The following is a 25,025-nucleotide window of genomic DNA, read 5'->3' on the forward strand; positions in this document are numbered from 1 at the left end:
CCTCACTTGTTCAGGAAGTCCTCCGCCTTGCCGAGAAACCGGGCGGCGCCGTCGACGTCGATCTGGAAGACGAAGTCGCGGCCGACGATCAGCTCCGGGGTCGAAGGGCGACGGGTGAGGACGTGGAAGACGTCGGTGTCCTCGGGCGTCTCGTCGAGGACGTGGGAGTGCACCCCCTCCGGCTTGCCGATGCTGACCGCGTTGTGAAGCCGCCGTTCGGCCGCGATCGTCGAGCCGTCGGCCGTGACGAGGTAGCGGACTTCGCCCCCCAGCGACCCGACGCCGGCCCGCGTCGGAGCGGGGACCACGTACACCCACCAGCGCCCCTCGTCGGCCGGGAGCACCGCGACGTTATACGGCCGGCGCTCATGGTCGTCGTCGGCGAAGTCCTTGTGGGCGACGTCGATCGCCCGGGCCGCCCTCAGGAAGAAATCCACGTCCTTCGTCGCCGGCGACTTCTCCTCCACGACGAACACGTCGGGCTTGTCCCCCTGCGTCGCCTCATAGGCCACGAGGAACGATTCGCCCGACTCGTCGAGCCGGCCGAAAGCGACCGTCCACCCCTTGTCCGTCTTGCGGGCGATGTAGCGGCCGACCGTCCCCTCCTTCGGCCCCTTCGCCTGGAGGGCGTCCGACGCATGCCAGGCCGCCGCGTCATACCCGGCGAGGTCTCGCCCCCGCGCGGTGATCGCGGCCAGCTCCTCCCGCGAAGGGGGCGTCTTCGCTCGCGGTGGTTCCTGGATCGCGGCCACGGCCCAAATCGCCAGCATCGCAAGCATGAATCAGCCCCCGATTACAAGGAAGAGGGATCGGCCCGGGGCAGGATAATCGCCGCAACCCCGCCGCCAGGCCGACCCGATCTCGAGGCCGACCGATCAAACGAACCCCTCCACCCCTCGCCGCGGGAGTGACGAGGGTGCAACGAGCACGAGGCCGTCGGAATCCGAGTCCGGACCATAAAGCCCTTCGCCCTCGCGCGGGAAGGTGGCCCGAAGGGCCGGATGAGGGGGGGACGAGCAGCAAGACCGTCGGCGTTATGGTCGGCCGGATCGTGAGCTCCGACGGTTCTCGTGCTGGTCTTCCCCCTCATCTGACTCCTGCGGGGTCTGTCTTCCCCCGCGAGGGGGGAAGACTTTCATCGCATGGAAGCCGTCGGCGTTTCAAGCGGCCGGACTGCGAATTCCGACGGCTCCATGTGCTCGTCCTCCTCGTCATCACGCCCTTCCCCCGCGAGCGGGGAAGACCGTTCCAGCCCGCCTTACGACCAGACGACCTCGGTTCTCAGTCGCCCGAGGCGTGGGCCTGCATCGCCGCCTTCCGGCTCGGCTTGTAGGTCCCCGGCGGGACGCGGAAGGAGATGGCCAGGCGGTTCCAGGAGTTGATGAGGACCACGGCCCAGGTGAGGTCGGCCAGTTCCTTCTCGTTGAAATGACGACGGGTCTCCTCATAGACCTCGTCGGAAACCCCTTCGGAGACGCGGGTCACGGCCTCGGTCCAGGCCAGCGCGGCGCGCTCGCGGTCGGTGTAGAACGGGGTCTCGCGCCAGGCGCTCAGGGCGTAGAGCCGCTGCTCGGTCTCGCCGTGGGCCCGGGCGTCCTGGGTGTGCATGTCCAGGCAGAAGGCGCAGCCGTTGATCTGCGAGGCGCGGGTCTTCACCAACTCCAGCAACGACGACTCCAGGCCGCAGGCCGCGAGATGGCCGCCGATGGCGTAGAGGCCCCTGATCGGCTCGGGGGCGAGCTTGGCATAGTCCAGGCGGGCTTCCATGATCATGCGTCTCCAGGGAAAGTGGGGGCGGGCCGGAGGTCCGGCTCGTCGGGATTCAGATCGGCGTCCACGGCGAGGATGGCGACCTTCCGGGCGCGTCTCCACCCTCTCGCCCATGTCGTCCACCTCCGTCGCGATTCCGCGACAAGGACGCCACGCGCGCCGATTCTGTGACGACCGCTCGCGAAGTCCCGAAATCGGGCCCCCGAATCGACACCCCTCACTTAACGCCACCAGTTCGAGGGGATCGGGAGAGAGCGATCGGAGTGCCACGGGTCCTCCGAAAGGATTCCGCCGGAACTCGGTGGAGTTCGGTGAGGAGTCTCCCCGAATCTCCATCCGCCGAAAGCGCGCCATGGTCTCAGCAGGGGGCCGTGCGCCCCGAGCCGCTCCGAAGCTGCGGCGATCGAGACCAGGCGGCGAATCGCTTCGGAATCGCGATCGAAAACGCCGAACGAAGCCAATTTCTGCCAACCCGCAAACCTTTATCCGACAGAATGATACCGTGATAATCCTGCCTGCCGAAGCCGCGCCGACGAACCCAATCGAAGCCGACGCCTCAGCGCGGGATCGTCAGCGATTCGTAGACGTCGGCGTCGAGGTCGAGGAGGCCGACGGTGAAGGTCTGGGCGCGGTAGAGGGCGCCGGGGTTGATGAATCGGGTGGGGCCTTGCCGCTCGTCGCGACGGACGTGGGTGTGGCCGGAGAAGAAGTAGTCGGGGGCCTCGGCGGTCAGACGCTGGACCTCCTGCCGCGAGTCGCCGTGGGTGACGGCGATCCGGCGGCCTCCCAGCTCGATCAGCCCCCCCCACTCCAGGCAGGTCGCGCCGGCCTGACGGATGGCCCGGCGCAGGGCGTCGACGTCGTAGTCGCAGTTGCCGAAGACCAGGAACGCCGGGGCGCCGACGCATTCGAGGGCCACCTCCGGCGTGGTCAGGTCGCCGCAATGGATCAAGGCCTCGGCCCCGGCGGTGAGGAGGGTGGCGACCGCCGACCTCGTCCGCGCGACCTGATCATGGGTGTCCGAAAGGATGCCGATACGCATGGACCGCTCGTCCCCACCCGCCCCGGCCAGGCCCCCATCCCGCCCGGGCCGGCCCGATCCGGCCGACGACCGGGCCCGCCCTCCGCCGAGCCTGCATGGTGGCGGCGGAGAACCCCCGAAACAAGAGATTTCCGGGGAATTCCACGTCGCTGGGCTGGCGGATTTTTTCAGCGACGACTACAGTTAGATTAGAGTCAATAGACCTCTCGAAACAACGAGAGGCGTCGACTCCGCACCCGTCGCGTCGGTGGGTGCGCGGTTCGCTCGGCGGAACGAGCGGCCGCGGGGGGCGTGAACCCGTCGCGGGACCTGTCGGTCCCTGATTTGCGTCGAGTCCACCATCCCCAGGGTTTTCCCGCGCCGCGCGGGGAGGTGTCCCATGTCGACTGGAATGAAGATGCGCGCCAACAAGACCATCAAGAAGACGATGACTCGCGAGGCCGAGGCCCCGACGCCGGCCGTCGTCCCGGAGCCGATCGCCGAGACGGCCCCCTTGACCCACGTGGTCGGCAAGCCGGCCGAGGTCGAGCCGACCGAGTACGCCGCCTCGCCCGCCGAGGCCCCCGAGTCCGCCGTCCGCAGCGCCGAGGCCCCCGACGCCGGGTACGGCCGCTGCACCGAGTCGTCGGACTGGGAAAACCGAGGCCGAAGCTGACGCTGGAACGGAGCGGTCGGGCCAGGACGTCCTGGCTTTCCCGAAGGCCCCACCGCACCGTCCCACCGGCGAGCCGCTGGCTTCCGCCTGAAGCTCCAAAGGCCCTCGCCGGTCGAGCGAAATCCCCACGGACCTCAGGAAATCCCCCCAACCAACGGCCGAGGCCCACCGCCTCGGCCGTTGCTCGTTCCAGGCCGACCGCCGCGAGCCCCCCTCCCGGATGATCGTCGCGCGACCACCCGGATCGCCGCGCGATCAGCCCCCCGACGCCTCGCTCCCCCCCCGGCCGAACCTCCGAGGCCGAATCAGGCCGCGCCGCGACCTCGAACGGATCGGCGCGCGATCTGCATAAGTCTATTTCGATGGGACAAGACGCCCTCGCGACGAGCGGCGTCCAGGCCCATAGGATCGACGAGGGCTCCGTGCCGAACCGGCCGGGGTTTCCCTCGCCCTTCGACATCCCGTGATGTCAGGAGGTTCCAATGGCTACGCAACACGGAATCATGGAGAAGCCGAAGACCGAGACCAGTTCGGCGACCAAGCCCGCCCCCCAGGCCGCCACGCCCGTGACCAGGCGTCCGGACGCGTCCGCCCCCGCGGGGTGGGAACCGATCCGCCGGATGCGCGAGGAGCTCGACCGGCTCTTCGAGCAGACCTTCGGCGGCTGGCCCGTCCTGTTCGAGGCCCCGACGGCGAATGATCGCTGGGGGCTCGAACTCCTGGAAAAAGACGACGCCCTGATCGTCCGCGCCGAGGCCCCCGGCTTCGAGACCGACGACTTCGACGTCCAGGTCAAGCACGACCATCTCATGCTCCGGGCCTTCCACAAGACCGAGCCCAAGATGGAAGGGGACGTCCGAGAATGGAGCCGACGCGAACTCTACCGGTCGGTGCCGCTCCCCTCGGGGATCGACGCCTCCCGCGTCGAGGCCGACTACCACAACGGCGTCCTGACCGTCACCCTCCCCAAGCCGGCCGAGTGCCAGCCCAAGCGGATCACCGTCAAGGGCTGATCCCCAAGGGCTGATCCCGGCCCCCGGCCGCCCCGGCGTTCATCCCGCCGGGACGGCCGCGAGGGCGGGGGCGAACCGAGCGACCAGCCAGACCACGGCCGCCACGCAGGCGACCATCGCCAGGCTGTGCCGGAACGCGGCTCGCAGGACCACGCCCTCGCGACCCACCTCTCCCGTCGCGGCCGCGGCCACCACGATCGACGCCGCCGCGATCATCTTCCCCATCGCCCCGCCCGACGAATTCGCGGCCCCCATCAAGATCGGCGACAGATCGAGATGCGTCGCCGTGATCCGCTGGAGGTTGCCGAACAGGACGTTGCTAGACGTGATCGAACCCGTCAGCGCCGTCCCCAACCAGCCCAGCAGCGTCCCGAACACCGGGTAGAGTTCGCGTCCCGCGCGAGTGAACGCCAGGCCCAGCACGGCGTCCATCCCCGAGTACCGCGTGACGTACCCCAGGGCCAGCATGCAAAGGATGGCGAGCGCCGCCGTCCGCATCCGTCGCAGCGTCCCCAGCATGATCCGGGCCTGCCGGCTCGGCCCCGCCCCATCGCCAGGCCGCCGACCACCGCCGCCAGCCACACCGCCGTCCCGATCGCCGAGAGCGGGCTCACGTCCAGCACCGCCGTCTCCAGGTCGGCCGTCGTCGGGACCGCGCGGCCCGTCACCGCCTCACCCCTCGCGACCTTCTGATGCAGCACCCCCACCTGCGGCTTCCACGACCAGCGGGCGTCCAGCCACCCCTTGACCGATGGAGTCCCCCACGCCTCGACCGCCGGCGCCACCCAGACCATCACCCCGATCGTCAACAGGACGAACGGCAACCAGCCGGCGGCCACCTCCCGGATCGAGAGCCGCCGGGCCTCCCCCTCGCCCCCCTCCGCGTCGTCCTCCTCGAATCGCCAGGGTCGTCGCGGTTTCCACAGCCGAAGCGCGACCACCCCGGCGGCCAGGCTCGCAGCGGCCGAGGCGATCGAGACCAGCTCGACCCCGACGAACCGGGCCCAGAGGAGTTGGACCGTCGCATACGTCCCCCCGACCGCCAGCAACGGGGGCCAGGCGCCGAACGCCCGCCGAGGCCCGGCCACGATCGCCGAGAGCCAGAACGGGGCCGCCAGCGTCGTCAGGAACAGGAGCCTCGACGTGGTCACGCTGAGCGCCTCCACGTCCATCCCGGAGACCGCGCCCAGGGTCGTCAGCGGGATGCCCACGCTCCCCCAGCTCACCGACGCCGTGTTGGCCACCAGGGCCAGCACGGCGGCCTGGAGCGGCCGGAACCCCAGCCCCGCCAGGAACGCCGAGGCGATCGCCACCGGGGCCCCGAACCCCGCGCAGCCCTCCAAAAAGCTGCCGAACGAGAAGGCCACCAGCACCGCCTGGACCCGACGGTCGGGCGAGAGCCGCGCGATCGACGCCTTCATCAACTCGAACCGGCCGGTCGCCACCGCCAGGTCGTACAGGAACATCGCCGCCACGATCAGGTAGACGATCCGGATCAGCGCGAAGACCGCCCCCGTCCCGGCCGCCGCCGCCGCCATCGACCAGGGCATCCCGAACCCCAGGACGGCCGTCGCCAGGGCCGTCGCCAACGCCGCCGCCGCCGCCGTCCAGGCCGGGACCCGATTCGAGACCAGCAGCCCCATCAGCGTCAGGATCGGCAGGGCCGCGAGCAGCGTCGAGATCGGCCAGCTCCCGATCGGGTCGTAATTCTGTGTCCACATCGGCCGAGAACCCCCAGGGCGCCGGGCCGCCCGCCTCGAATCGCGTTGGAACGGCCGCCACATTAATAGATGATGAGGCCCGCCGAAAGGGCCCCCCGGAACCCCGACGACCGATCCGCCCGAGCCTTTGCCAGGGGAGCAGGCTTGACCACGGCGCGAACCGGAGGTTAAGGTGAAACCAGTGTTTCGTCGCTACGACCGCGCGCCCTCTCCGGCCCGCGCCGGGCGTCTGGGAAGGAGTCGACGGGTGCTAATCGAGATCTCGACGCGACACGGCGAGCTGACCCCGGCCCAGCGGCAACGCCTGCAAGAAAAAGCGGAAAAGTTGACCAGATTCGGCCGACTCATGTCGATCGAGATCGCGACCTCGCAAGAGAAAGCGATCTGGAACGTGGAGTTTCAGGTCTCCGCCGAACATAAGAACGACTTCGTGGCCACCGAAAGCGGCCCGACGCTCGAAGCGGCGGCGGACCAGTGCCTGCACAAGATCGAGACCCAGCTTCGGCGATTCAAAGAGAAGTCGCAGAACCACAAGGGCGACGTCCCTCAGGGCGGGGATCCCTCGCGATCGGTCGGCGAGATCGACTGATCCAGGCGGGCCCGGACCGGAGAGGAACCACCCCGAGACGCGTTCTGTCGTAGAAACAACTCCCGACGCCTCCCGCTCCGATCAGAGCGGACCCCGGATCTCGGCCTCGCCGACTCCGAAGGCGGCCGGGACCCGGACGCACCGCCCCCCCTTCGAATGGTTCGTGAGGGCGCGGGGGCGGGGCCGGGATGAAGAGGAAGCGATCGGCCTGGCGGCCCGTCGATGGAGGGGCTGATGAAGTTATTGGATTTCGTGGTCCGGGACAGCATCATCGTGGACCTGAAGGCCACGACGAAGGAAGAAGCGATCCGGGAGATGGTCGCCGGCCTGAATACGGCCGGGCAGCTCCCCGACGGCGAGGTGGAGAGCGTCATCCGCGCCATCCTGAACCGCGAGGAGCTGGGCTCCACCGGGATCGGCATGGGCGTGGCGGTCCCCCACACCCGGCATCAGACGCTCCAGCGGCTGATCGGCACCGTGGCCCTCTCGCCCCAAGGGGTCGATTTCGCGGCCCTGGACGACGAGCCGGTCGACATCTTCTTCCTGCTGGTGTCGCCCCACAACCAACCCGGCGACCACCTGCGGGCGCTCGAGAACATCTCCCGACACCTTAAGGACGAGCGCTTCGTGAGCTTCCTGCGGCAGTCGAAATCGCCGCAGGACGTGGTCGAGGTCCTGGAAGAGGCCGACGGGGCCGCCGTCTGACGTCTTGACGACACCCGCGCCGGTTGCGACGCCCCCTCCAGATCGGGGGGGCGTCGCAACCGGCGGGACGAACCGCGAACGACACGAAACAACTCGCCGCGACGGTACGGCCCTCGGGCCGGCGGGCCGCACCGCCGGGAGCCGCGGAATCCGATCGCCTTCGGCGCGCATGCCGATCGAGCCGCTGATGATCCACGAAACGACCGTCGCCCGCCGCTGGATCGAGATCCTCAACAGTCTAGGGCTCCACTTGCGGCCCGCCGACAAGTTCGTGAAGCTCGCGCTGAGGTATCGTTCGGACGTGCGCGTCCACTACAACGGCGGCTGCTTCAACGGCAAGAGCATCCTCGACCTCACCTCGCTGGCCGCCGAATGCGGCACGCGGATGGAAGTCGAGGCCCGCGGCCCCGACGCCGAGGAAGCCGTGGCCGCCCTGGCCGCCCTGGCGGAAGCCCGGTTCTACGAGGACGACGACGGCGAGCCCCTCGGCGCGCCGGCGGACGCGGAGCCGCCCCGATGACCTTGGGGATCGACGGCACATCCTGGCGCGGAGACGGCGGGCCGTCGCGAGGGCCCTCGCCCGAGCCGGCGTCCTCCGGCGAACCGCCCCGGCCGCGGCCCGCCCCCCGCCGACGCCGGCCCCCCACGACCCCGCCCCGGAGCAGGTCTTCCAGGGGATCGGCGTGAGCCCCGGGATCGCCATCGGGCCGGTGGTGGTGCTGGACCCCCAGGGGATGCGGCTCCCGCCGCGCAAGATCGCCCCCGAGGCCGTCCCCGGCGAGGTCGCGCGGCTCGAGCAGGCGCTCGCCGCCGCCGCCGCCGAGGGCGCGCAGGCCGAGGCCGAGGCCCGCCAGCGCCTGGGCCCGCAATACGCCGAGATCCTCGCCGCCCACGCGGCCATGATCGAGGACCCCCAGCTCCGGGCCGACGCCCGCGCCCGGATCGAGCAGCACCGGATCTCGGCCGAGCACGCCGTCATCGAGGTCCTCGAAGGCCACGCCGACCGGCTCGAACGCCTCAGCGACTCGCACCTCGCGGCGCGGGCCGCCGACGTCCGGGACATCGAGGCCCGGATCGTCGGCCAGCTCGTCGGCCTGAGGCCGGGCTCGTTCCTGGACGACCTGGCGACCCCCTCCGTGGTCCTGGCCCACGACCTGACGCCCAGCGACGCGGCCCAGCTCGACCCCCGCCGGGTCCTGGGATTCGCCACCGAGTCCGGGGGCCGGGCCAGCCACACCGCGATCGTCGCGGCGGCCCTGGAGATCCCCGCCGTCGCCGGGATGGGGGCCGTGCTCGTCCACGCCCGCTCGGCCCGCCAGGCGGTCCTCGACGGCGAGGAAGGGCTGGTCGTGCTCGACCCCTCCCCCGCCACGCTGGCCCGCTACCGCGCCGCGGCCGAGGCCCGGTCGGCCCGCTACCGCACCTTCTCGGAGGAGTCGAGCCTCCCGGCCGTGACCCTCGACGGCGTCGAGATCGCCCTCTGGGGGAACATCGAGTTCGTCGAGGAGGCGACCGCCTGCCGGAAGTGGGGCGCCGCCGGGATCGGCTTGTACCGCACCGAGTTCCTCTACCTGCGCTCCGCCGCCGCCCCCACCGAGGAGGAGCAGTACGAAGCCTACGCGGAGGTCGTCCGCTCGCTCCAGGGCCGGCCGGTCGTGATCCGGACCCTCGACCTGGGCGCCGACAAGCTGGCCGCCAGCGTCGGCGGCCTCGGGGCCGAGTCCAATCCCGCCCTGGGCCTGCGCAGCCTCCGCTTCTCGCTGCGGCGTCCGGAACTGTTCCGCACCCAGCTCCGGGCCCTGCTCCGCGCCTCGGCGCTGGGGGACCTGCGGATCCTCCTCCCCCTGGTCACCACGCTCGACGAGCTTCGCCGCGCCCGCGACCTGCTGGGCGAAGTCGCCGCCGAACTCCGCGCCGAGGGCCGGTCGCTCCGCGAGGGCCTGCTGCTGGGGATCATGGTGGAGGTGCCGGCGTCCGCCCTCATGGCCGACCGTTTCGCAAAGGAGGTGGACTTCTTCTCGATCGGGACCAACGACCTGATCCAGTACACCCTGGCCGTCGATCGCACCAACGAGACCGTCGCCCACCTCTACAACGCCGCCGACCCGGCGGTCCTCCGCCTGATCGCCAAGGTGGTCGAGGCCGCCGCCGCCAGGGGCATCCCCTGCGGGGTCTGCGGCTCGATGGGGGGCGAGTTGCTCTACACCCTCTTCCTCCTGGGGCTGGGGGTGCGCGAGCTGAGCATGCCGCCGCACCAGCTGCCGGAGGTCCGTCGCCTGATCCGCGGCATCCGAGCCGACCACGCGCGGGCCGTCGCCGCCCGCGCCCTCGAACTCGACACCGCCGGCGAGGTCCTCGACCTGCTGAAGTCCGCCCTGAAGCCGGCCGACGCGGCCGAGCCGGAACCGACCGGATCCGAGGACCGAGACCGACCCGCGATCGAAGCGACCCCCTGACGTCCCCCGGGTTCCCCCGGGCCCCCGGCCGCGCGACGCGGAGCCGGGGCCGCCCGCCGGTGATACTGACCCCGAAGCCGAAACCCGAACGAGATCGACCCGAGCCGAGACGCCTCACGACGCCCCCCGCGACCAGACGCCCCGCGTTCAAGCCCCCGACGCCCCCAGGGCCCCGAGCCCCGACCCGTCGAGCGGAATGAACCTCTCCCCCGGCCCCGGATCCGTCCGGGCCGCGACCGCACCGCTCCGGGACGCCGAGCCTCGTGAACGTGGATCGACCGATCGACCGAAGCCGCCGCATCTTTATGAGCCAAGCCGTCAAGGTCCGCCTCCGATTCGCCAAGCGCGGCGACCTCCGCCTGACCAGCCACCACGACCTCATGCGCTGCTTCGAGCGGCTGATGCGGCGGGCGGCGATCCCGGTGGCCGCCACCCAGGGCTTCTCGCCCCGCCCCAAGATCACCTTCGCCCTGGCGATGGGCCTGGGGATCGCCGGGCTCCGCGAGGTCGTGGACGTCGAGCTGAGCGAACCGATCGAGCTCGACGACTTGCCGGCCCGCCTGGCCTCGACCTCGCCCCCGGGCCTCGAATGGCTGGAAGCCGAGGCGATGGAGCCCCACTCGCCCCCCCCTCGGCCCGCCTGGGTCGAGTATGAACTGCCGATCCCCGAAGATCGCCGGGAAGGCCTGGCGACCGCCCTCGAATCCCTGCTGGAGAGCGACAGCCGCATCGTGACCCGGCGTCGACCGGACCGGAAGCGCGACGTCGAATTCGACCTCCGACCGCTCCTGCTCGACGCCCGCCTGAACGACGAAGGGACCTTTCTCGCCCGTTTGAAGGCCTCGCCCGAAGGCTCGGCGCGCCCCGAGGAAGTCCTCGAATGCCTCGGCGTCCGCGACCTCCTCGACGGCGGCGCCTTCCTGACGCGCACCCACGTGGAACTGGCCGGCCGAGTCGAGCCGAGCCCGACCGAGCTCACCTGAACGACCGAAACGAATCGCATCGAATCGCATCGAGCCGAGACGGGGCCGCCCCGCTTCGCCAGGCCCTCCGGCCGCGAAGCCCCGGGTCGACCCCCAACCGCCGGGCCGCCGAGGCCCGGACGAACGATACAATCCCCGCTAACCGCGATCACCCGGAAGACAGCGCATGAAGAAAGAAATGCTGATCAACGTCCTCCAGCCGGAGGAGTGCCGGATCGCCATCATCGAGAACGGCGTCCTGGAAGAACTCTACGTCGAGCGCACCAGCCACGAGAGTTACACCGGCAACATCTATAAAGGCAAGATCGTCAACCTCGAACCGGCCATCCAGGCCGCGTTCGTCGACTTCTCGGTCGGCCGCAACGGCTTCCTCCACGTCTCCGACGTCGAGGCCCAGTATTACGACCGCCCCGGCGCCGAAGGGGACGAGCCCGAGCCCCCCGCCGGCCCCTCCGCGGACGGCGGCAACGGCGGCGGGGCCGGCCCCGCGCCCGCGACCGAGACCGGGGCCGCGAGCCCCGCCGGGATCGCGAGCCCCGCCGCGATCGCCCCGCCCGCGAACGGCCCGACCTCTCGATCAAGGGCCGTCGCGACCGCTCCGAGCAGCCCCGGAGCTTCGGCGAGGGACTCGACGACGCGCGCGGGTTCGCCCCCCGCCGCCGCCCGAGCCCCCCCGCGAGCCCGAGTTCCGCGACGACGAGGGCCGAGGCCCCGGCCGCCCCCGCGAGGCCGGCCCGACCTCCTGGTCCAAGTCCGTCGAGTACGGCCGCGAGCGCGACGTGGAGGACGTCGAGGCGACCGAGTCCCGCTGGGATCGGACCCGCCGCGAGGAACCCGAACCGTTCGACCCCGACCTCCCCCCCAGCCGCACCGCCCGCCGCCGCGAGCCGGCCCCGACGCCGCCCCCGCCCCCGGCGGGACGCGAACGCGAGCGCGAGGCCGGGTCCGACTTCGGCTTCCCTCGCGACGAGCGAGGCCGCCCCCGCTCCCTCTTCGGCGAGCCCGAGGCCCCGGCGCCCCGAGAGTTCGGCGGCGACGTCGAGCCCGAAGGCGAGACCGAGTCCGACGCCTCCCCGTCCGCCCGCCGCGAGCGCGAGCCGCGTCGAGGCCGCGGCCGGGGACGCACGCGTCCGGCCCAGCCCGTGGACGAAGAGGCCGCCGAGCCCTCCGAGTTCGAGGCCGCGGCCCCGGTCGAGGAGTTCCCGGACGTCGACTCCGAGGAGCCCCCGCGCCGTCGCGGCGGCCGCGCCGCCATCCGCTCCCGGGGCGGCGACCGGCCCGAGCCCGACCGCCCTCGCGAGATCACGCACGTCACGCCTCCCACCCCCGCCGAGCCCCCGCGCAGGGCGGCCCGGCAGGCCGTCGAACCCGAAATCCCCTCCTACCGCCCCGCCGCCGAGCGCGCCCCCGAGCCCGAGCGGGAACGCGAGCGGGATCGTCCCAGTCGTCCCGCCGCCGCCGAACGTCCCGCCGCGGCCGAACGTCCCGCCGCCGCCGAGACCGAAGCGGAGCGAAGCCGACACCGGGCCCACGACCGCGCCGGCGAGCCCGGCTACGTCCCCCGTCGCGAGCGGCTGCGGGCGACCGACTTCGACTTCGGCGACCGTCCGGGCCCCGGCGAGCGCGCCTATGAGCCCGTCGAGGACGACGACCTTCGCGGCTTCGGCGCGGGGGTCGACGACGATCTCATCGACGTCGACTCGGACGTCGAAGGTGAGGCGGACTCCGAGGGCGAGGCCGCCGCGGGCCGTCCCGAAGGTCGCGACCGCCGCCGCCGCCGCCGCCGGGGACGCCGCCGCGACCGCGAGCGGCCGGAATCCCTGGAAGCCTCGGCGACGGGCGAGTCGGATCTGGAAGCCGACGACCTCGCCGAAGGGGACCTCGACGAGATCGTCTCGTTCCGCGAGCCCGCCCCGGCCTACGGCCGCGGCCGAGGCGTCCCCGACCACCTCGAGGACGAGGACGTCGAGGATCTCGACGACCTGATCGGCGACGCCGACGACCTCCACGATCACGACCACGACGAGCCCGTCCGGGCCGCCGTCGAGGAAGAGATCGACCCCGAGCTCGAGCAGGAGATCCGCAAGGAGATCGAGGAGATCGAGGAGCTGGAGCGCGAGATGGGCCTCCGCGGGCCGATCGAGGCCCGCCCCCGCCGCGGCGACAAGGCCGAGGGCGGCCGCTCCCCCCGCGGTCGCGGCCAGGTCAAGCCGCCGATCCAGGAGATCTTCCGCCGCGGCGACGAGGTCCTGGTCCAGGTCATCAAGGAGAGCATCGGCACCAAGGGGCCGACCCTCTCCACCTACATCAGCATCCCCGGCCGCTACCTGGTGCTGATGCCCGGCCTCAACCGCGTCGGCGTCTCCCGCAAGATCGTCGACGAGGGCCAGCGCCGCAAGCTCCGCGAGATCATGCACGAGCTGAACCCGCCCAAGGGGCTCGGCTTCATCGTCCGCACCGCCGGCCTGGAGCGCACCAAGCGCGAGCTGGCCCGCGACCTGGCCTACCTGCTGCGGCTCTGGAAGGTCATCCTCCGCCGCATCAAGAAGGCCAAGAGCCCGGCGCCGATCTACCAGGAATCGGACATGATCACCCGGACCATCCGGGACGTGTTCACCTCCGAGATCGACACCATCTGGATCGACGAGCCGGCCGCCTTCGAGCGCGCCCAGGAGTTCCTCCGCGTGGTCATGCCCCGGTTCGCCAACCGGGTCAAGCTCTACGACGAGAAGATCCCCCTGTTCCACAAGTACGGCATCGAGGACGAGATCGCCAAGATCCAGCGCCGGCACGTGCCGCTGCCGGAAGGGGGCTCGATCGTCATCGACCAGACCGAGGCCCTCGTGGCGATCGACGTCAACTCGGGCAACTTCCGGGTCGAGGACGACGCCGAGCGCACGGCCTACGAGATGAACCTGCGGGCCGCCAAGGAGATCGCCCGCCAGCTCCGGCTCCGCGACCTCGGCGGCGTCATCGTCAACGACTTCATCGACATGCGCGAGGAGCGGCACCGCCGGGGCGTCGAGCGCGCCCTCCGCGAGGCCATCAAGCGCGACCGGGCCCGCACCAAGGTCCTCCGCATGAGCGCCTTCGGCCTCATCGAGATGACCCGCCAGCGGATCCGGCCCAGCCTCAAGCGGTCGGTCTACGAGGACTGCCCGAACTGCGGCGGCGCCGGCGTCGTCAAGTCGGCCGAGAGCATGGCCATCGACGTCATGCGGATCATCGCCCTGGCCTCGCATCGCGAGGACGTGCGGCGGATCCAGGTCACCGTGGCCCCGGCCGTGGCGACCTATCTCAACAACCGCAAGCGGAAGGTGATCGCCCGCATCGAAGCCGAGACCGGCCTGTGCGTCTCGATCCACTTCAAGGAAGGCGTCGGCGCCGAGCACCTCCACATCGAGTGCCACGACGCCAACAGCGGCGAGATCCGGCTCTTCCCGGCCCCCGCCCACGGCCATCACCACCGCCGCGGCCACTGAGCCCGGCGACCCCGCCACACCACCCCATCCCCCCCTCGCGCCCCGGCGCGAGGGGGGCGATCCCAAACCCCACGGCCTTCCCCCCTCGCCTCGTTTCGCCAGGGGGGGAGGCCGTTTGGATTCGCACCCGGAAAGACTCCCACCGAGGATCGCCCCCATGTTCGATCCCACCGCCGGCTTCCCCACCCACCGCCCCCGACGGCTCCGCGGCCACCCCCGGCTCCGCGACCTCGTCCGCGAGAACGTCCTGACCCGGGACGACCTGATCTACCCCCTGTTCGTCTATCACGGGACGAACCTCAGCCGCGAGATCCCCTCGATGCCCGGCCAGCGGCAATGGTCGCTCGACCGCCTGGGCGAACTGATCGACGAGGTCGTCGAGCTGAAGATCCCCGGCGTGATGCTGTTCGGAATCCCCGAGCGCAAGGACGCCCTAGGCTCCGCCGCGCTCCGGGACGACGGGCTCGTCCAGCAGGCGATCCGCCTCATCAAGAAGCGCTCGCCCGAACTGCTGACGATCACCGACCTCTGCTTCTGCGAGTACACCGATCACGGCCATTGCGGCCCGCTGGTCGAGGTCGCCGGCCGGATGGACGTCGACAACGACGCCACGCTGCCGCTTTTGGCCGAGCAGGCCGTGAGCCACGCGAAGGCCGGGGCCGACGTCATCGCCCCGTCCGGCATGATGGACGGCATGGTCCGGGCCATCCGCGGCGGGCTCGACGCCTCGGGGTTCGCGCACGTCCCGATCATGTCGTACGCGTCGAAGTTCGCCAGCGCCTACTACGGCCCGTTCCGCGACGCGGCCGAGAGCGCCCCGAGCTTCGGCGACCGCCGGGGCTATCAGATGGACCCGGCCAACGGCGACGAGGCGGTCCGCGAGGCCGCCATCGACCTGGCCGAAGGCGCCGACGTCATCATGGTCAAGCCCGCGCTGGCCTACCTGGACGTCGCCCGCCGCCTCAAGGACGCGTTCGGCGTCCCCCTGGCCGCTTACAACGTCTCGGGCGAGTACGCCATGATCAAGGCCGCCGCCGAGCGCGGCTGGATCGACGAGCGGCGGATCGTCCTGGAGACCCTCACCGGCTTCAAGCGCGCCGGGATCGACATGATCCTCACGTATCACGCCCCTGACGTCGCCCGATGGCTCCAGCAAGGTTGAGCGCCCGATCATGAGCACCCCCAGCACCCCGACGACCCCCGCCCTCTCCCGCCCCGACTACCAGCTCCCGAAGAGCTCGGCGGCCTTCGCCCGCGCGCGCAAGGTGATCCCCGGCGGCGTGAACAGCCCCGCGCGGGCCTTCGGCGGCGTCGGCGGCGAGCCCCCCTTCATGGCCAGGGCCGAGGGCTCCTACCTCTTCGACGTCGACGGCCACCGCTACATCGACTACATCGGCTCGTGGGGCCCGATGATCGTCGGCCACGTCCACCCGGCGGTGAAGGCGGCGGTCGCCGGGGCGCTCGAGCTGGGCTCCAGCTTCGGCGCGCCGACGGAGCGCGAGGCCGAGATCGCCGAGGCCGTCGTCGCCGCCGTCCCCTCCATCGAAATGTGCCGATTCGTCTCCTCGGGGACCGAGGCGACGATGTCCGCGATCCGCCTGGCGCGGGGCTTCACCGGGCGCGACAAGCTCGTCAAGATGGCCGGCTGCTACCACGGCCACGCCGACTGCCTGCTGGTCCAGGCCGGCTCGGCCGCGACCACCCTCGGCCACCCCGACAGCCCCGGCGTCACCGCCGGCGCGACGGCCGACACCTTGCTCTCCCCGTTCAACGACGCCGAGGCCGTCGAACGGCTCCTGGAGGCCAACCCCGGCCAGGTCGCGGCGGTCCTGCTGGAGCCGATCGCCGGCAACATGGGCCTCGTCCCGCCCCGGCCCGGCTACCTGGAGAAGCTCCGCGAGCTGACCACGAAGCATGGGACGCTGCTGATCTTCGACGAGGTCATGACCGGCTTCCGGGTCTCCCACGGCGGCGCCCAGGAACTCTTCGGCGTCACGCCCGACCTCACCGCGCTGGGCAAGATCATCGGCGGCGGACTCCCCGCGGCGGCCTACGGCGGGTCGAAGGAGATCATGTCCCGCGTCTCCCCCTCCGGGGCGATCTACCAGGCGGGGACCCTTTCCGGCAACCCGCTGGCGATGGCCGCCGGCCTGGCCACGCTGCGGCTCCTGCGCGAGCCCGGCGTCTACGACCGCCTCGAAGCCCTCTCCGCGAGGCTCGCCGACGGCCTCGAACAAGCCGCCCGCGAGGCCGGCGTCCCGCACGTCGTCCAGCGCGTCGGGAGCATGCTCACCCTCTTCTTCCACGACGGCCCGGTCCACGACTACGACGACGCCAGGCGGTCGGACACGGCCCTCTTCGCCCGCTTCTTCTGGGAGATGCTCGCCCGGGGCGTCTACCTCCCCTGCAGCCAGTTCGAAGCCGCCTTCGTCTCCGCCGCCCACTCCGAAGCCGACGTCGACCACACCATCGCCGCGGCCCGCGAATCCCTGGCCGCCGCCGTCGCCTGACCCCCCGCATCCGCGCCTCGTCGTCCTTCCCCCGGCGCGGAGGGGAAGGACGCCGACGCGGTCAGGCCCGCCGGCGGACGGCGGCGAGCAGGCCGACGGCTCCCAGGGCGAGCAGCGCGACGGAGTGCGGCTCGGGGACGACGCGCAGGGTCCGGTTGCGGCCGATGGCGACGAGGACGTCGTTGCTCGTGTCGCCGTCGCCGTCGTCGGCGAACACGTCGAATGGGAGAGGGCCGGAGAGGATCGTCCCGTAGGCGAACGGGATCGTCACGCCGTCGGCGTCGAAGTTCAACCCGGCCTTGCCGTAGAGCCTCCCGAACGCCGGGCCGACCAGCTCCCACTCCATCAGGAGGTCCCGCACGTCGGCCGACGTCACCTCGCCCGAGGCGTCGCGGACGATGTTGGTCAGTTCGCCGCCGAGGAACGCGACGTTCGGGCTGATCGTGAACGGGCCGAAGTCGGTCGGCTTGGTCCCCTGCAACACCCCCGTCGCGTTCACGAAGGCGACCGTGGTCGGCGCCGAGGGATCGTTGATCGCCGGATCCAGCTCGAACGTCAGGTCGCCGATCGCCTGGAAGGGGATGAAGGGGGTGTCGACGGGACCCGGATTGAACGGCCCCCCCGCCACCAGGGAGAACTCGAAGTCGGCGACGACCCGGCGGGTGAACGTCGTCATCTCGCCCAGGGCGACCGTCGGGAGCGCCAGGAAGGCGGCCGCGCAGAGTGGCAGATATCGTCGCATCGTCATCACTCCTTCGTTCGAGACGTGTGGCCCGATGTGGTCCGCCGGCGTCGGTGGTCGACTCGCGGCCGATCGAGGCTAGCGTCATGAAGGGGTGGCTGCAATGGCGAGCCCGGCCGATTCAATACGTTTTTCGCGCATTTCGTCCCGCTTGATTCAGATTCGTCCGACTTCACCATCCTTATTTCGTTCATTTGGGACGATGACGCGCGCTTTTGACGAGGTCTCGTCAGGCGTCCGTCGGCGTCCCGGCGCGGAGGAGTCGGAGGGCGTTGGCGACGACGAGGAGGGTGGTGCCGACGTCGGCGAGGATGGCCATCCACATGTTGGCGATCCCGAACAGGGCGAGGACCAGGACCACGGCCTTGACGCCGATGGCCAGGGCGATGTTCTGGTGGATCATGCGGAGGGTGGCGCGGCCGTGGCGGACGAGCCAGGGGAGCTGGCGGAGGTCGTCGGCCATGAGGACGACGTCGGCGGTCTCCAGGGCGGCGCCGCTGGAGACGCCCCCCAGCGCGATGCTGACGCGGGCGGCGGCCAGGGCCGGGGCGTCGTTGACGCCGTCGCCCACCATGCCGGTCGGGCCGTGGGCGGCGGTGTATTCGTCGATGGCCCGGACCTTGTCGGCCGGGAGCAGCTCGGCGCGCTGCTCGCCGACGCCCAGCTCGCGCGCCATGGCGGCGGCGGCGCGGGGGTTGTCGCCGGTCAGCATGACGGTGCGGAGGCCCAGGGCGTGCAGCTCGGCCACCACGGCGGCGGCCTCCGGGCGGGGGCGGTCGGCCAGTCGGATCCAGCCCAGGGGGGCGGTCGCGGTGGTCACGGCGACCTCGGTGCCGACCCGGCCCTCGGCGCGGCCCATCTCGTCGTGGAACTCGGGCTGGCAGAGGCCGACCTCGTCGATGTAGCGGTGGCTCCCCAGGTGGTATTCCTCGGCGTCGATCCGTCCCAGGGCGCCCTTGCCGGGGATCGCCGTGTAGTCGTCGGCGGGGGGGACGTCCAGCCGCAGCTCGCGGGCGTGGCGGGCGATCGCCTTCCCCAGGACGTGCCCGCCCCGGTCCCCCAGCGCCGCGGCGATCCGCAGCACGTGCGACTCATCCCCCAGGCCCGAGGCGACGACCTCCACGACGTCCGGCCGCCCCAGGGTCAGCGTGCCGGTCTTGTCGAACGCGATCGCGCGGAGCTTCCCCACCGCCTCCAGGAACTCGCCCCCCTTGATCAGCACCCCGCGCCGGGCCGCGGCGGCCAGGCCGCTGACCACCGCCACCGGGGTCGCGATCACCAGGGCGCACGGGCAGGAGATCACCAGGACGACCAGGGCCTTGGCCGACCATTCCAGGAACGTCGGCCAGGCGGCGCCCCCGGTCCCCCACGCGAAGGCGGGCGGGACCACGGCCGTGAGCAGCGCGACGACCACCACCAACGGCGTATACCAGCGGGCGAACTGGGAGATCCGCCGCTCCACCGGCGCCCTCCCGGCCTGCGCGGCGCGGACCTGGTCGACGATCCGGCTGACCAGGGCCTCCTCGATCGTCCCCGAGGCCTCGACCTCGATGGTCCCTTCGCCGTTGATCGTGCCGGCGTAGACCGGATCGCCGGGGCCGCGCTCGACGGGCGTCGACTCGCCGGTGATCGCCTTCTGGTCGACCGTCGAGCGGCCCTTCAGCACGGAGCCGTCGATCGGGATCTGGTCGCCCGAGCGGACGAGGAGACGGTCCCCCTTCTCGATCCGGTCGACGGCGATCGTCTCGACGTCCTCGCCGACGATCCGCTCGGCGGTCGGCGGCGCGACTTCGAGCAGGCGTCGGATCGCGCGGCGGGCGCGGGCGACGCTCAGGGCTTCGAGCGACTCCGAGACGCCGAACAGGAACGCGACGGTCGCCGCCTCGTCCCACTGGCCCAGCGCCACGGCCCCCGCGATCGCCAGGGTCATCAGGGCGTCGATGTCGAGCCGGAGCCGGGCCATCGACTTCACGGCGCGGGGGAACAGCCAGAGGCCCCCGGCGGCGATCGCCAGGGCGCAGCAGGCCGTCGAGGCCCTCTCGGCCGTCGCCGCCGAGAGCCCCAACGCGGTCCCGAAGTAGTGCAGGAGCATCCCCGCGGAGAGGGCGACGCCCGACGCCGCGGTCGACGCCGTCATCCCCCGCCGCGACCACCACGAGGGGGGTGCCTCGGCTTCCGGCTCGCCGACCAGCGTCGTCGCCAGCCCGCTCCGATCGGTCACCTGCGCCGCCAGCCGCCTGGGGTCGACCCGCGAGGCGTCGTACTCGACGGTCATCAGGCCGTTGATCAGGTCAAAGCCCAGGTTCTCGACCCCCGGCGCCCCCTTCAGGACGGCTCGGAGTTGCCCGACCTCATGCTCGCAATCCAGCCCGCGAACCTGGAACGTGCACCGCGAACGACTCATCGGCTCAACCTCGTCGTCTTCACCGAAGCCCGCCCCCGAACCGGCCGGTTGCGGCGATCTCTCTCATGATACGGTATAATCCCTACCCGGTAAGGGGAACGACCGACGAGGCCGAGAAGGGTCGACTCATGGATGCGGAAACCGAGGCCGGATCGGGAGGCGAAGGCGGACGCGAAGTCGAGGCCGAATGCCTGGTCCGCTACGGGCTGGCGGGTCGGGTCGGCTGGTTCGCGGTCGACGCCGAGCTGCCGAGCCTCCCGGAACGGGGCGAGTCGATCGTGGTCCGGTCGAGCCGGGGGGTCGAGCTGGGCGAGGTCCTCTCGGCCGAGGCCGCGGGGCGAGGCCGGGCGGGCGAGGACTCGGTCGGCGTCTTCCGCGTGCTCCGTCGGGCCGACGCCGACGACCTCGCGCGGGCCGACGAGGCGGGGGGGCTCCGCGAGTCGCGGTTCGAACTCTGCCGACGGATCGCCGAGGAGGCGGGCTGGCCGCTGGAACTGGTCGACGTGGAACCGTTGCTGGACCTCTCGACGGTCCTCCACGTCCTGACCTTCGACGACCTGGACCCGGCCCCGGTCCGGGCTCGATTCCGGGTCGCCTGCGACTTCGACGTCTTCCTCGAAGACCTGACCGACGCCGACGCGACGGGCGCTCCCGAGCCCGAGCCCGCGCCCGCGACGGCCGAGAAGCGTTGCGGCGACTGCGACTGCGGCGGCGGGGGCTGTTCGAAGAAGGCCGCGAAGACCCGCGCCGACGCCCCCGAGGCCCTCCCCAAGCCCGGCGGCTGCTCGACGGCCACCGGCGGCGGCTGCTCGTCGTGCGGGGTCGCGGCGCTGAAGAATCGATCGCGCCGGGGGGCGGGCGTCGGATCAGGGAACGTCGACGAGTAGCGGGACGGGGCGGGCGTCGGGGCGGCCGGCTTCGAGAATGCCGGCGGCGTCGAGCGCCGCCTGAAGCTCGATCCGGACCGGATCGAACGCCGGATCACGCTGGAACCAGCGCTCATACTTGGGATTGGCGTCGACGGCGTTCTTCAGATGCTTCGCCGCGACCGCGATCCACTTGCGGTTGGAGACCGCGCCGATGGCCTCGACGACCGCCATCGTATAGTTGGCGCGGCCCTGCGAGCCGACCCCGGCCAGCGCCAGGTCGAGGACCTTGCGAGCCAGCTTGTGGGCCTCGTCGAATCGGTTGTACGAGGCGAACAGGATGCAGGCGTAGTGCAGCGCGTCCAGCCGCTCGGGGGCGAACCGCGCGTAGTCGGCCAGGCGAGGGTCGGCCAGCACGCGGTCCAGGCCCTCCTTGGCCTCGAAGGCGCGGTCGCGACAGATCGCCAGGCACATCCGGTCGACCTGGGCGAGGAGGTTGGCGGGGTCGAGCGCCAGGATCTTCTCGACCTCGAAGGCGGCGAGCGCCAGCCGGCGCGGGTCCAGCGGGAGATGGGGCCGGAGGGGCCCGTCGGGGTCGGAGCCCGCCTCGCGGATCCGGGAGGCGAGGACCGCGCGGGCGTCCAGCTCGCCGGGGGCGACGTTCGCGGGCTCGTCCAGCGCCGGACGATCGCTGTCCGGCGGAGCGGGCGTCAGGGGGAGGTTCCGGCCGGTCGTCGGCGACTCGTCGGCCGGTCCCGACGGGGCCTGGAGGAACCGCCTCGGGAGCACGCTCCTGAGCAGCTCATAGCGGCGGATGTCCTGTTCGAGACCGTCCAGGGCGGACCCCTCGGCGCGGATGAAGGCGCGGGTCTGGACGAACTCGGCGCGGTCGGGGGCCGAGTCGATCGCCTGGTTGCACTGGTCGAGGGCCTCGTCGTCGCGGTCCAGCTTCAGGAGGCAGCTCGCATAGTACCCGCGGAGGACGGCGTTGCCGGGCCGTCGGCGGACGCATTCTTCCATGTGGGTCGCGGCCTCTCCCCAGCGGGCCAGGGTGAAGGCGACGACCGCCGAGCGGTAGCGGCCCCAGAAGGAATCGGGGCGAAGGGCGAGCAGGTCTTGATAGCGGGCCGAGGCCCGTCGCACGGCGGCCGGGGCCGACTTCGGGTTCTCCTCGCCGTCGATCTCGGCGGCGACCCCGTCGAGATAGGCGTCGATCCAGCGGGGCGTCGAGCCCGCGCCCCGCGCCTCGGCCTCGGCCTCGCTCGCGCCGTCGCCGATCTGGGCGGTGAGCCTCTCGCGGAGTTGCCGCAGGGCGACCGGCCGGCGCTCCCCGCGGGCGCGGTCGAGCGTGGTCCGGGCGCGGCGCCAGTCCTTGGGGGAGTCGGGCCGGAGGGCCAGGACCCGACCGTAGCGGAGGGCCTGCTCCATCAGCCAGAGTTCCAGGTCGTCGCGATCGGCGTCGGGCAAGAGTCGGACGGAGGCCCGCGTCCGCCAGTCGCCGTCGTCCAGGACGTCGTACTGCCGCAGCGCGCGGAGGGCGACGGCCGTCGTCTCCGAGTCGCCTCGCCGAGCCGGAGCGGCCTCGCCCGGACGCTGGAAGGCGAAGACGCGGGCGTCCGGTTCGTCGTAGGCGCTCGCCAGCGTGTGCAGGGCCTGGCGGCGGCCCTCGGCCTCCGGCTCGCCGCCCCGGCCGACGACGAACGCCGCGGCGAGCGTCGCGGCGAAGGCCAGGACGACGGCGGCGGTGGTCAGGGTCCGGCGGCGGCGGCGGGCCCATTTGGCGAGGGCGTGCCCCCGCGAGGGCTCGGGCGCGAAGGCGAGCGGCCGGTCGGCGCGCCAGCGGTCCAGGTCCTCGGCCAGCTCCAGGCCCCTCGCGTGCCGGGCCGAAGGGTCGGCCTGGAGGTCGTAGGTCAGGATGGCGCGGAGGCCGGCGGGGAGCTTCCGCCCCGCCGCCGCCTCGGCCCGCCGCACCACCCAGACGGCCCGCTCCCGGGTCGCGGCGCAGCGGCGGGCGGCCTCGAGGAACGCGGAGCGGCGGCCCGGCCGGGGCGCGTCGGCGTCGGCGGCCGGCGACCATCCCGTCAGGGCCTCCAGCAGCACCATGCCCAGCGAATAGACGTCGGCCCGATGCGCCCGGTCGTCGTCCGGCGGGGAGGGACGGCCGCCGCCTGCGCTCGCCGTCGCCAGCGTCAGCAGCCGTTCGGGCGCCATGTAGGCCAGCGTGCCGCCGGCGTCGGCCGCCGAGCCGCCGGGCTCGACGTGCGACCAGTCCTGGGCCAGGTTGAAGTCCAGCAGCATCGGCGTGCCGTCGGCCGCGATCAGGATGTTCGACGGCTTCACGTCGCCGTGGGCCACCCCCCGTCGGCGGGCGTGGTCGAGCGCCTCGGCGAGCCGGGCGGTCGTCCAGGCGAAGGCGTGGGGGTCGGTCATCCTCCGCAGGATCGCGCGAGTGGGGCCGGAGTCTCCGGTCTTCGGGAACTCGGGCGCCGAAACGGCGTCCAGATCGTCGAGGAACCGGGAACGGCCCGGCCGCGCGTGCCGCCGCCGTTCGAGGACCGTCGAGAGCGCCGCGCCGCCGAGGAAGGGCATGGCGATCAGTTGCAGCGCCCCGTCGTCGACCTCGGCGTGGGTGAGGATCTCGACGATGTTCGGGTGCCGCGCGCGGGCCAGGAGCCACGGCTCGCGGGTCGGCTTGGTCGTGACCTTGATGACGACGGGGCGGTCTTCCAGGTCCGCCCGGCGGGCGAGGAAGACCCGCGCGAAGCCGCCCCGGCCGATCTCCCGCTCCAGCACGTAAGGGCCGATCTCGTCGCCGGCCAGGGGGAGGAGATCGTCGGCGTCGACGCCGTCGTCGTGACCGCCCGGTCGGTCCAGGAACGATTCGGGAAAGGCGGCGTCGAGGTCGAGGAGCCGCTCCAGCGAGCGCCGGTGTTCGGGGAAGCGGGCCAGGTAGGTCGACTTCGCAGGCGCCAGCCCGGCCGCGAGCGCGAGGCGGTACTCGCGGTAGATCAGCTCGACGACGCGGTCGGGCGACCAGCCCCGGCCGTCGCGGAGGTAGGATTCGGCCGGGGGCGAATCGCCCCGCTCCCAGCGGTCGGCCAGGTCGGCGAGCGCCTCGTGGAACTCGCGGGAGAGGTCGTCGGACGAGGGCGACTCGGCCGCGCCGGGCGTCGTCAGGAGCATCGAGGAGCCCCCGTCCGTCGTCACGCCCATCCCCGGGCCTCCATCCGCTCCCGCGCCGCGTCGATGATCCGCCGCACGGTCTTCTCGTGGATCCCCAGCCGCTCGGCGATCTCGTCGATGGTCCGGCCCTCGTGGCGGAGCGTCAGGATCTCGACCTCGCGGGCGGGGCGGCCGGCGGTCAGGAGCGCCAGCCGGTCGCTGGCCTGGACGTTCTGGCTGGGCGACGGGTCGGGGGCGGGGACGTCCAGGGCGTACTCGCGCTCGCCCCGGCGGATGTACAGCGGCTTCTCGCGGTCGACGGCGTACTTCCCGGTCCGGGTCAGCCGCCGGTCCTGCTCGAAGACCTTGTTGCGGGCCACGCCGGCGAGGAACCCCCGCAGGTGCCGCGCGTTCTCGAACTCCCGAGAGCCGTCCTTCAGGTCGGTGAAGAAGCTTTGCCAGACCGCCTGGACGAAGTCCATCGAGTCGAACTGGTTGCGCAGCCGCCGGGGGAGCCGGTCGCGCACGATCAGCCGGACCTCGCTTTCGAACCGGCCGACGAAGGTCCGGATCGCCTCGTCGTCCCCGGCGCGGGCGCGGGCGATCAGCTCCGGGACGTCTCGCGAGACGTCCGACTCGGCGTCGTCGTCCTCGCGATCAGGCTCGCGATCGACCTCGTCCGCCCCGCCGTCATCCGTCGGCTTCTGCACTGGTTCGTCCCCCTCGACGTGGAACGCGCCGGCCTTGATCCGCGAGCAGAGGACGACGCCCCCCCCTCGGACCGCTTCTTCCAGGAATCGCCGCCCATCCGAGAGCCGAGACGTCTTGCGAGGGACCCCCGCCGCGCGCGCGATCGACTGGGAATGGTCGGCCGCATAACGCATGGAGGCACTCATCGCCGCCTTGATAGTTAATTAAACCACCT

19 protein-coding genes and 2 pseudogenes are annotated in these 25,025 nt (G+C 72.0%); 12 read left to right on the plus strand and 9 right to left on the minus strand.

All coding sequences use genetic code 11. The features are described 5' to 3' along the window. Positions 1–2 precede the first annotated feature (2 nt). The 3 genes from VT85_RS23860 to VT85_RS23870 form a co-directional block, all read right to left on the minus strand. A complete protein-coding gene (locus VT85_RS23860; protein WP_068420579.1) occupies positions 3–779 on the minus strand; it encodes a hypothetical protein in 777 nt (258 codons plus the stop codon). Between the two features lie 502 nt (positions 780–1,281). Further along, positions 1,282–1,767, minus strand: a complete 486-nt coding sequence (locus tag VT85_RS23865) for a carboxymuconolactone decarboxylase family protein (RefSeq protein ID WP_068422574.1) — start codon at positions 1,765–1,767, stop codon at positions 1,282–1,284. A gap of 559 nt (positions 1,768–2,326) precedes the next feature. Continuing rightward, positions 2,327–2,812 (minus strand): metallophosphoesterase, encoded by a 486-nt coding sequence (locus VT85_RS23870; RefSeq protein WP_068420581.1) that lies wholly within the window; start codon positions 2,810–2,812, stop codon positions 2,327–2,329. A 379-nt stretch (positions 2,813–3,191) separates the two neighbouring features. Here VT85_RS23870 and VT85_RS23875 point away from each other — a divergent pair, with 379 nt between their 5' ends. Together VT85_RS23875 and VT85_RS23880 are read left to right on the plus strand one after the other, a co-directional pair. Beyond that, complete coding sequence (locus tag VT85_RS23875; RefSeq protein ID WP_156513060.1) at positions 3,192–3,467, plus strand: hypothetical protein; 276 nt, start codon at positions 3,192–3,194, stop codon at positions 3,465–3,467. 482 nt (positions 3,468–3,949) lie between these two features. Further along, a complete protein-coding gene (locus VT85_RS23880; protein ID WP_082858852.1) occupies positions 3,950–4,480 on the plus strand; it encodes an Hsp20/alpha crystallin family protein in 531 nt (176 codons plus the stop codon). A gap of 39 nt (positions 4,481–4,519) precedes the next feature. Here the strand turns inward: VT85_RS23880 and VT85_RS29720 are convergent, their stop codons facing one another. After that, the gene (locus VT85_RS29720; protein ID WP_315850932.1) at positions 4,520–4,999 is read right to left on the minus strand and encodes an L-lactate permease; all 480 of its coding nucleotides are present in this window, start codon (positions 4,997–4,999) and stop codon (positions 4,520–4,522) included. Positions 5,000–5,100: 101 nt separating this feature from the next. Then, a pseudogene (locus VT85_RS23885) lies at positions 5,101–6,264 on the minus strand (L-lactate permease); the annotation flags it as partial. Between the two features lie 184 nt (positions 6,265–6,448). On the opposite strand from VT85_RS23885, the gene VT85_RS23890 reads away from it, so the two are divergent. The 9 genes and pseudogenes from VT85_RS23890 to hemL all read left to right on the plus strand — a co-directional run bounded on the left by VT85_RS23890 (position 6,449) and on the right by hemL (position 16,926). After that, entirely contained in the window at positions 6,449–6,790 is a 342-nt protein-coding gene (locus VT85_RS23890; RefSeq protein WP_068420586.1) for an HPF/RaiA family ribosome-associated protein, read from the plus strand. 234 nt (positions 6,791–7,024) lie between these two features. Then, complete coding sequence (locus VT85_RS23895) at positions 7,025–7,495, plus strand: PTS sugar transporter subunit IIA (protein ID WP_068422576.1); 471 nt, start codon at positions 7,025–7,027, stop codon at positions 7,493–7,495. A gap of 187 nt (positions 7,496–7,682) precedes the next feature. Further along, the gene (locus VT85_RS23900; protein ID WP_068422579.1) at positions 7,683–8,015 is read left to right on the plus strand and encodes an HPr family phosphocarrier protein; all 333 of its coding nucleotides are present in this window, start codon (positions 7,683–7,685) and stop codon (positions 8,013–8,015) included. Positions 8,016–8,178: 163 nt separating this feature from the next. Next, positions 8,179–9,951 (plus strand): phosphoenolpyruvate--protein phosphotransferase, encoded by a 1,773-nt coding sequence (gene ptsP, locus VT85_RS23905; protein ID WP_068420589.1) that lies wholly within the window; start codon positions 8,179–8,181, stop codon positions 9,949–9,951. Between the two features lie 305 nt (positions 9,952–10,256). Further along, positions 10,257–10,934 (plus strand): TIGR03936 family radical SAM-associated protein, encoded by a 678-nt coding sequence (locus VT85_RS23910; RefSeq protein WP_068420591.1) that lies wholly within the window; start codon positions 10,257–10,259, stop codon positions 10,932–10,934. Between the two features lie 166 nt (positions 10,935–11,100). After that, a pseudogene (locus VT85_RS30120) lies at positions 11,101–11,364 on the plus strand (S1 RNA-binding domain-containing protein); the annotation flags it as partial. 349 nt (positions 11,365–11,713) lie between these two features. Continuing rightward, positions 11,714–14,416, plus strand: coding sequence for a ribonuclease E/G (locus VT85_RS29435; RefSeq protein ID WP_068420595.1), 2,703 nt, complete (start codon positions 11,714–11,716; stop codon positions 14,414–14,416). A 157-nt stretch (positions 14,417–14,573) separates the two neighbouring features. Then, positions 14,574–15,578, plus strand: coding sequence for a porphobilinogen synthase (gene hemB / locus VT85_RS23925; protein WP_068420597.1), 1,005 nt, complete (start codon positions 14,574–14,576; stop codon positions 15,576–15,578). Between the two features lie 10 nt (positions 15,579–15,588). Next, a complete protein-coding gene (hemL, locus tag VT85_RS23930) occupies positions 15,589–16,926 on the plus strand; it encodes a glutamate-1-semialdehyde 2,1-aminomutase (protein WP_068420599.1) in 1,338 nt (445 codons plus the stop codon). A 61-nt stretch (positions 16,927–16,987) separates the two neighbouring features. On the opposite strand, the gene VT85_RS23935 is transcribed toward hemL, so the two are convergent. Both VT85_RS23935 and VT85_RS23940 read right to left on the minus strand, forming a co-directional pair. Beyond that, positions 16,988–17,668 (minus strand): PEP-CTERM sorting domain-containing protein, encoded by a 681-nt coding sequence (locus VT85_RS23935; protein WP_197490977.1) that lies wholly within the window; start codon positions 17,666–17,668, stop codon positions 16,988–16,990. A gap of 229 nt (positions 17,669–17,897) precedes the next feature. Next, positions 17,898–20,072, minus strand: a complete 2,175-nt coding sequence (locus VT85_RS23940; RefSeq protein WP_068420603.1) for a heavy metal translocating P-type ATPase — start codon at positions 20,070–20,072, stop codon at positions 17,898–17,900. A 128-nt stretch (positions 20,073–20,200) separates the two neighbouring features. On the opposite strand from VT85_RS23940, the gene VT85_RS23945 reads away from it, so the two are divergent. After that, positions 20,201–20,959 (plus strand): PSP1 C-terminal domain-containing protein, encoded by a 759-nt coding sequence (locus VT85_RS23945; RefSeq protein ID WP_068420605.1) that lies wholly within the window; start codon positions 20,201–20,203, stop codon positions 20,957–20,959. Here the strand turns inward: VT85_RS23945 and VT85_RS23950 are convergent. Together VT85_RS23950 and VT85_RS23955 are read right to left on the minus strand one after the other, a co-directional pair. Next, positions 20,939–24,151 carry a serine/threonine-protein kinase gene (locus VT85_RS23950; RefSeq protein ID WP_068420606.1) on the minus strand — a complete coding sequence of 1,071 codons (3,213 nt, stop codon included), beginning with the start codon at positions 24,149–24,151 and terminating at the stop codon, positions 20,939–20,941. The two genes, VT85_RS23945 and VT85_RS23950, sit on opposite strands and share 21 nt — an antisense overlap. Beyond that, positions 24,142–24,996, minus strand: coding sequence for an RNA polymerase sigma factor (locus tag VT85_RS23955; protein WP_197490978.1), 855 nt, complete (start codon positions 24,994–24,996; stop codon positions 24,142–24,144). The genes VT85_RS23950 and VT85_RS23955 overlap by 10 nt, the downstream gene beginning before the upstream one ends. Between the last annotated feature and the right edge of the window lie 29 nt (positions 24,997–25,025).

This window comes from Planctomyces sp. SH-PL62, assembly GCF_001610895.1.
In the GTDB taxonomy this organism is placed as follows: Bacteria; Planctomycetota; Planctomycetia; order Isosphaerales; family Isosphaeraceae; genus Paludisphaera.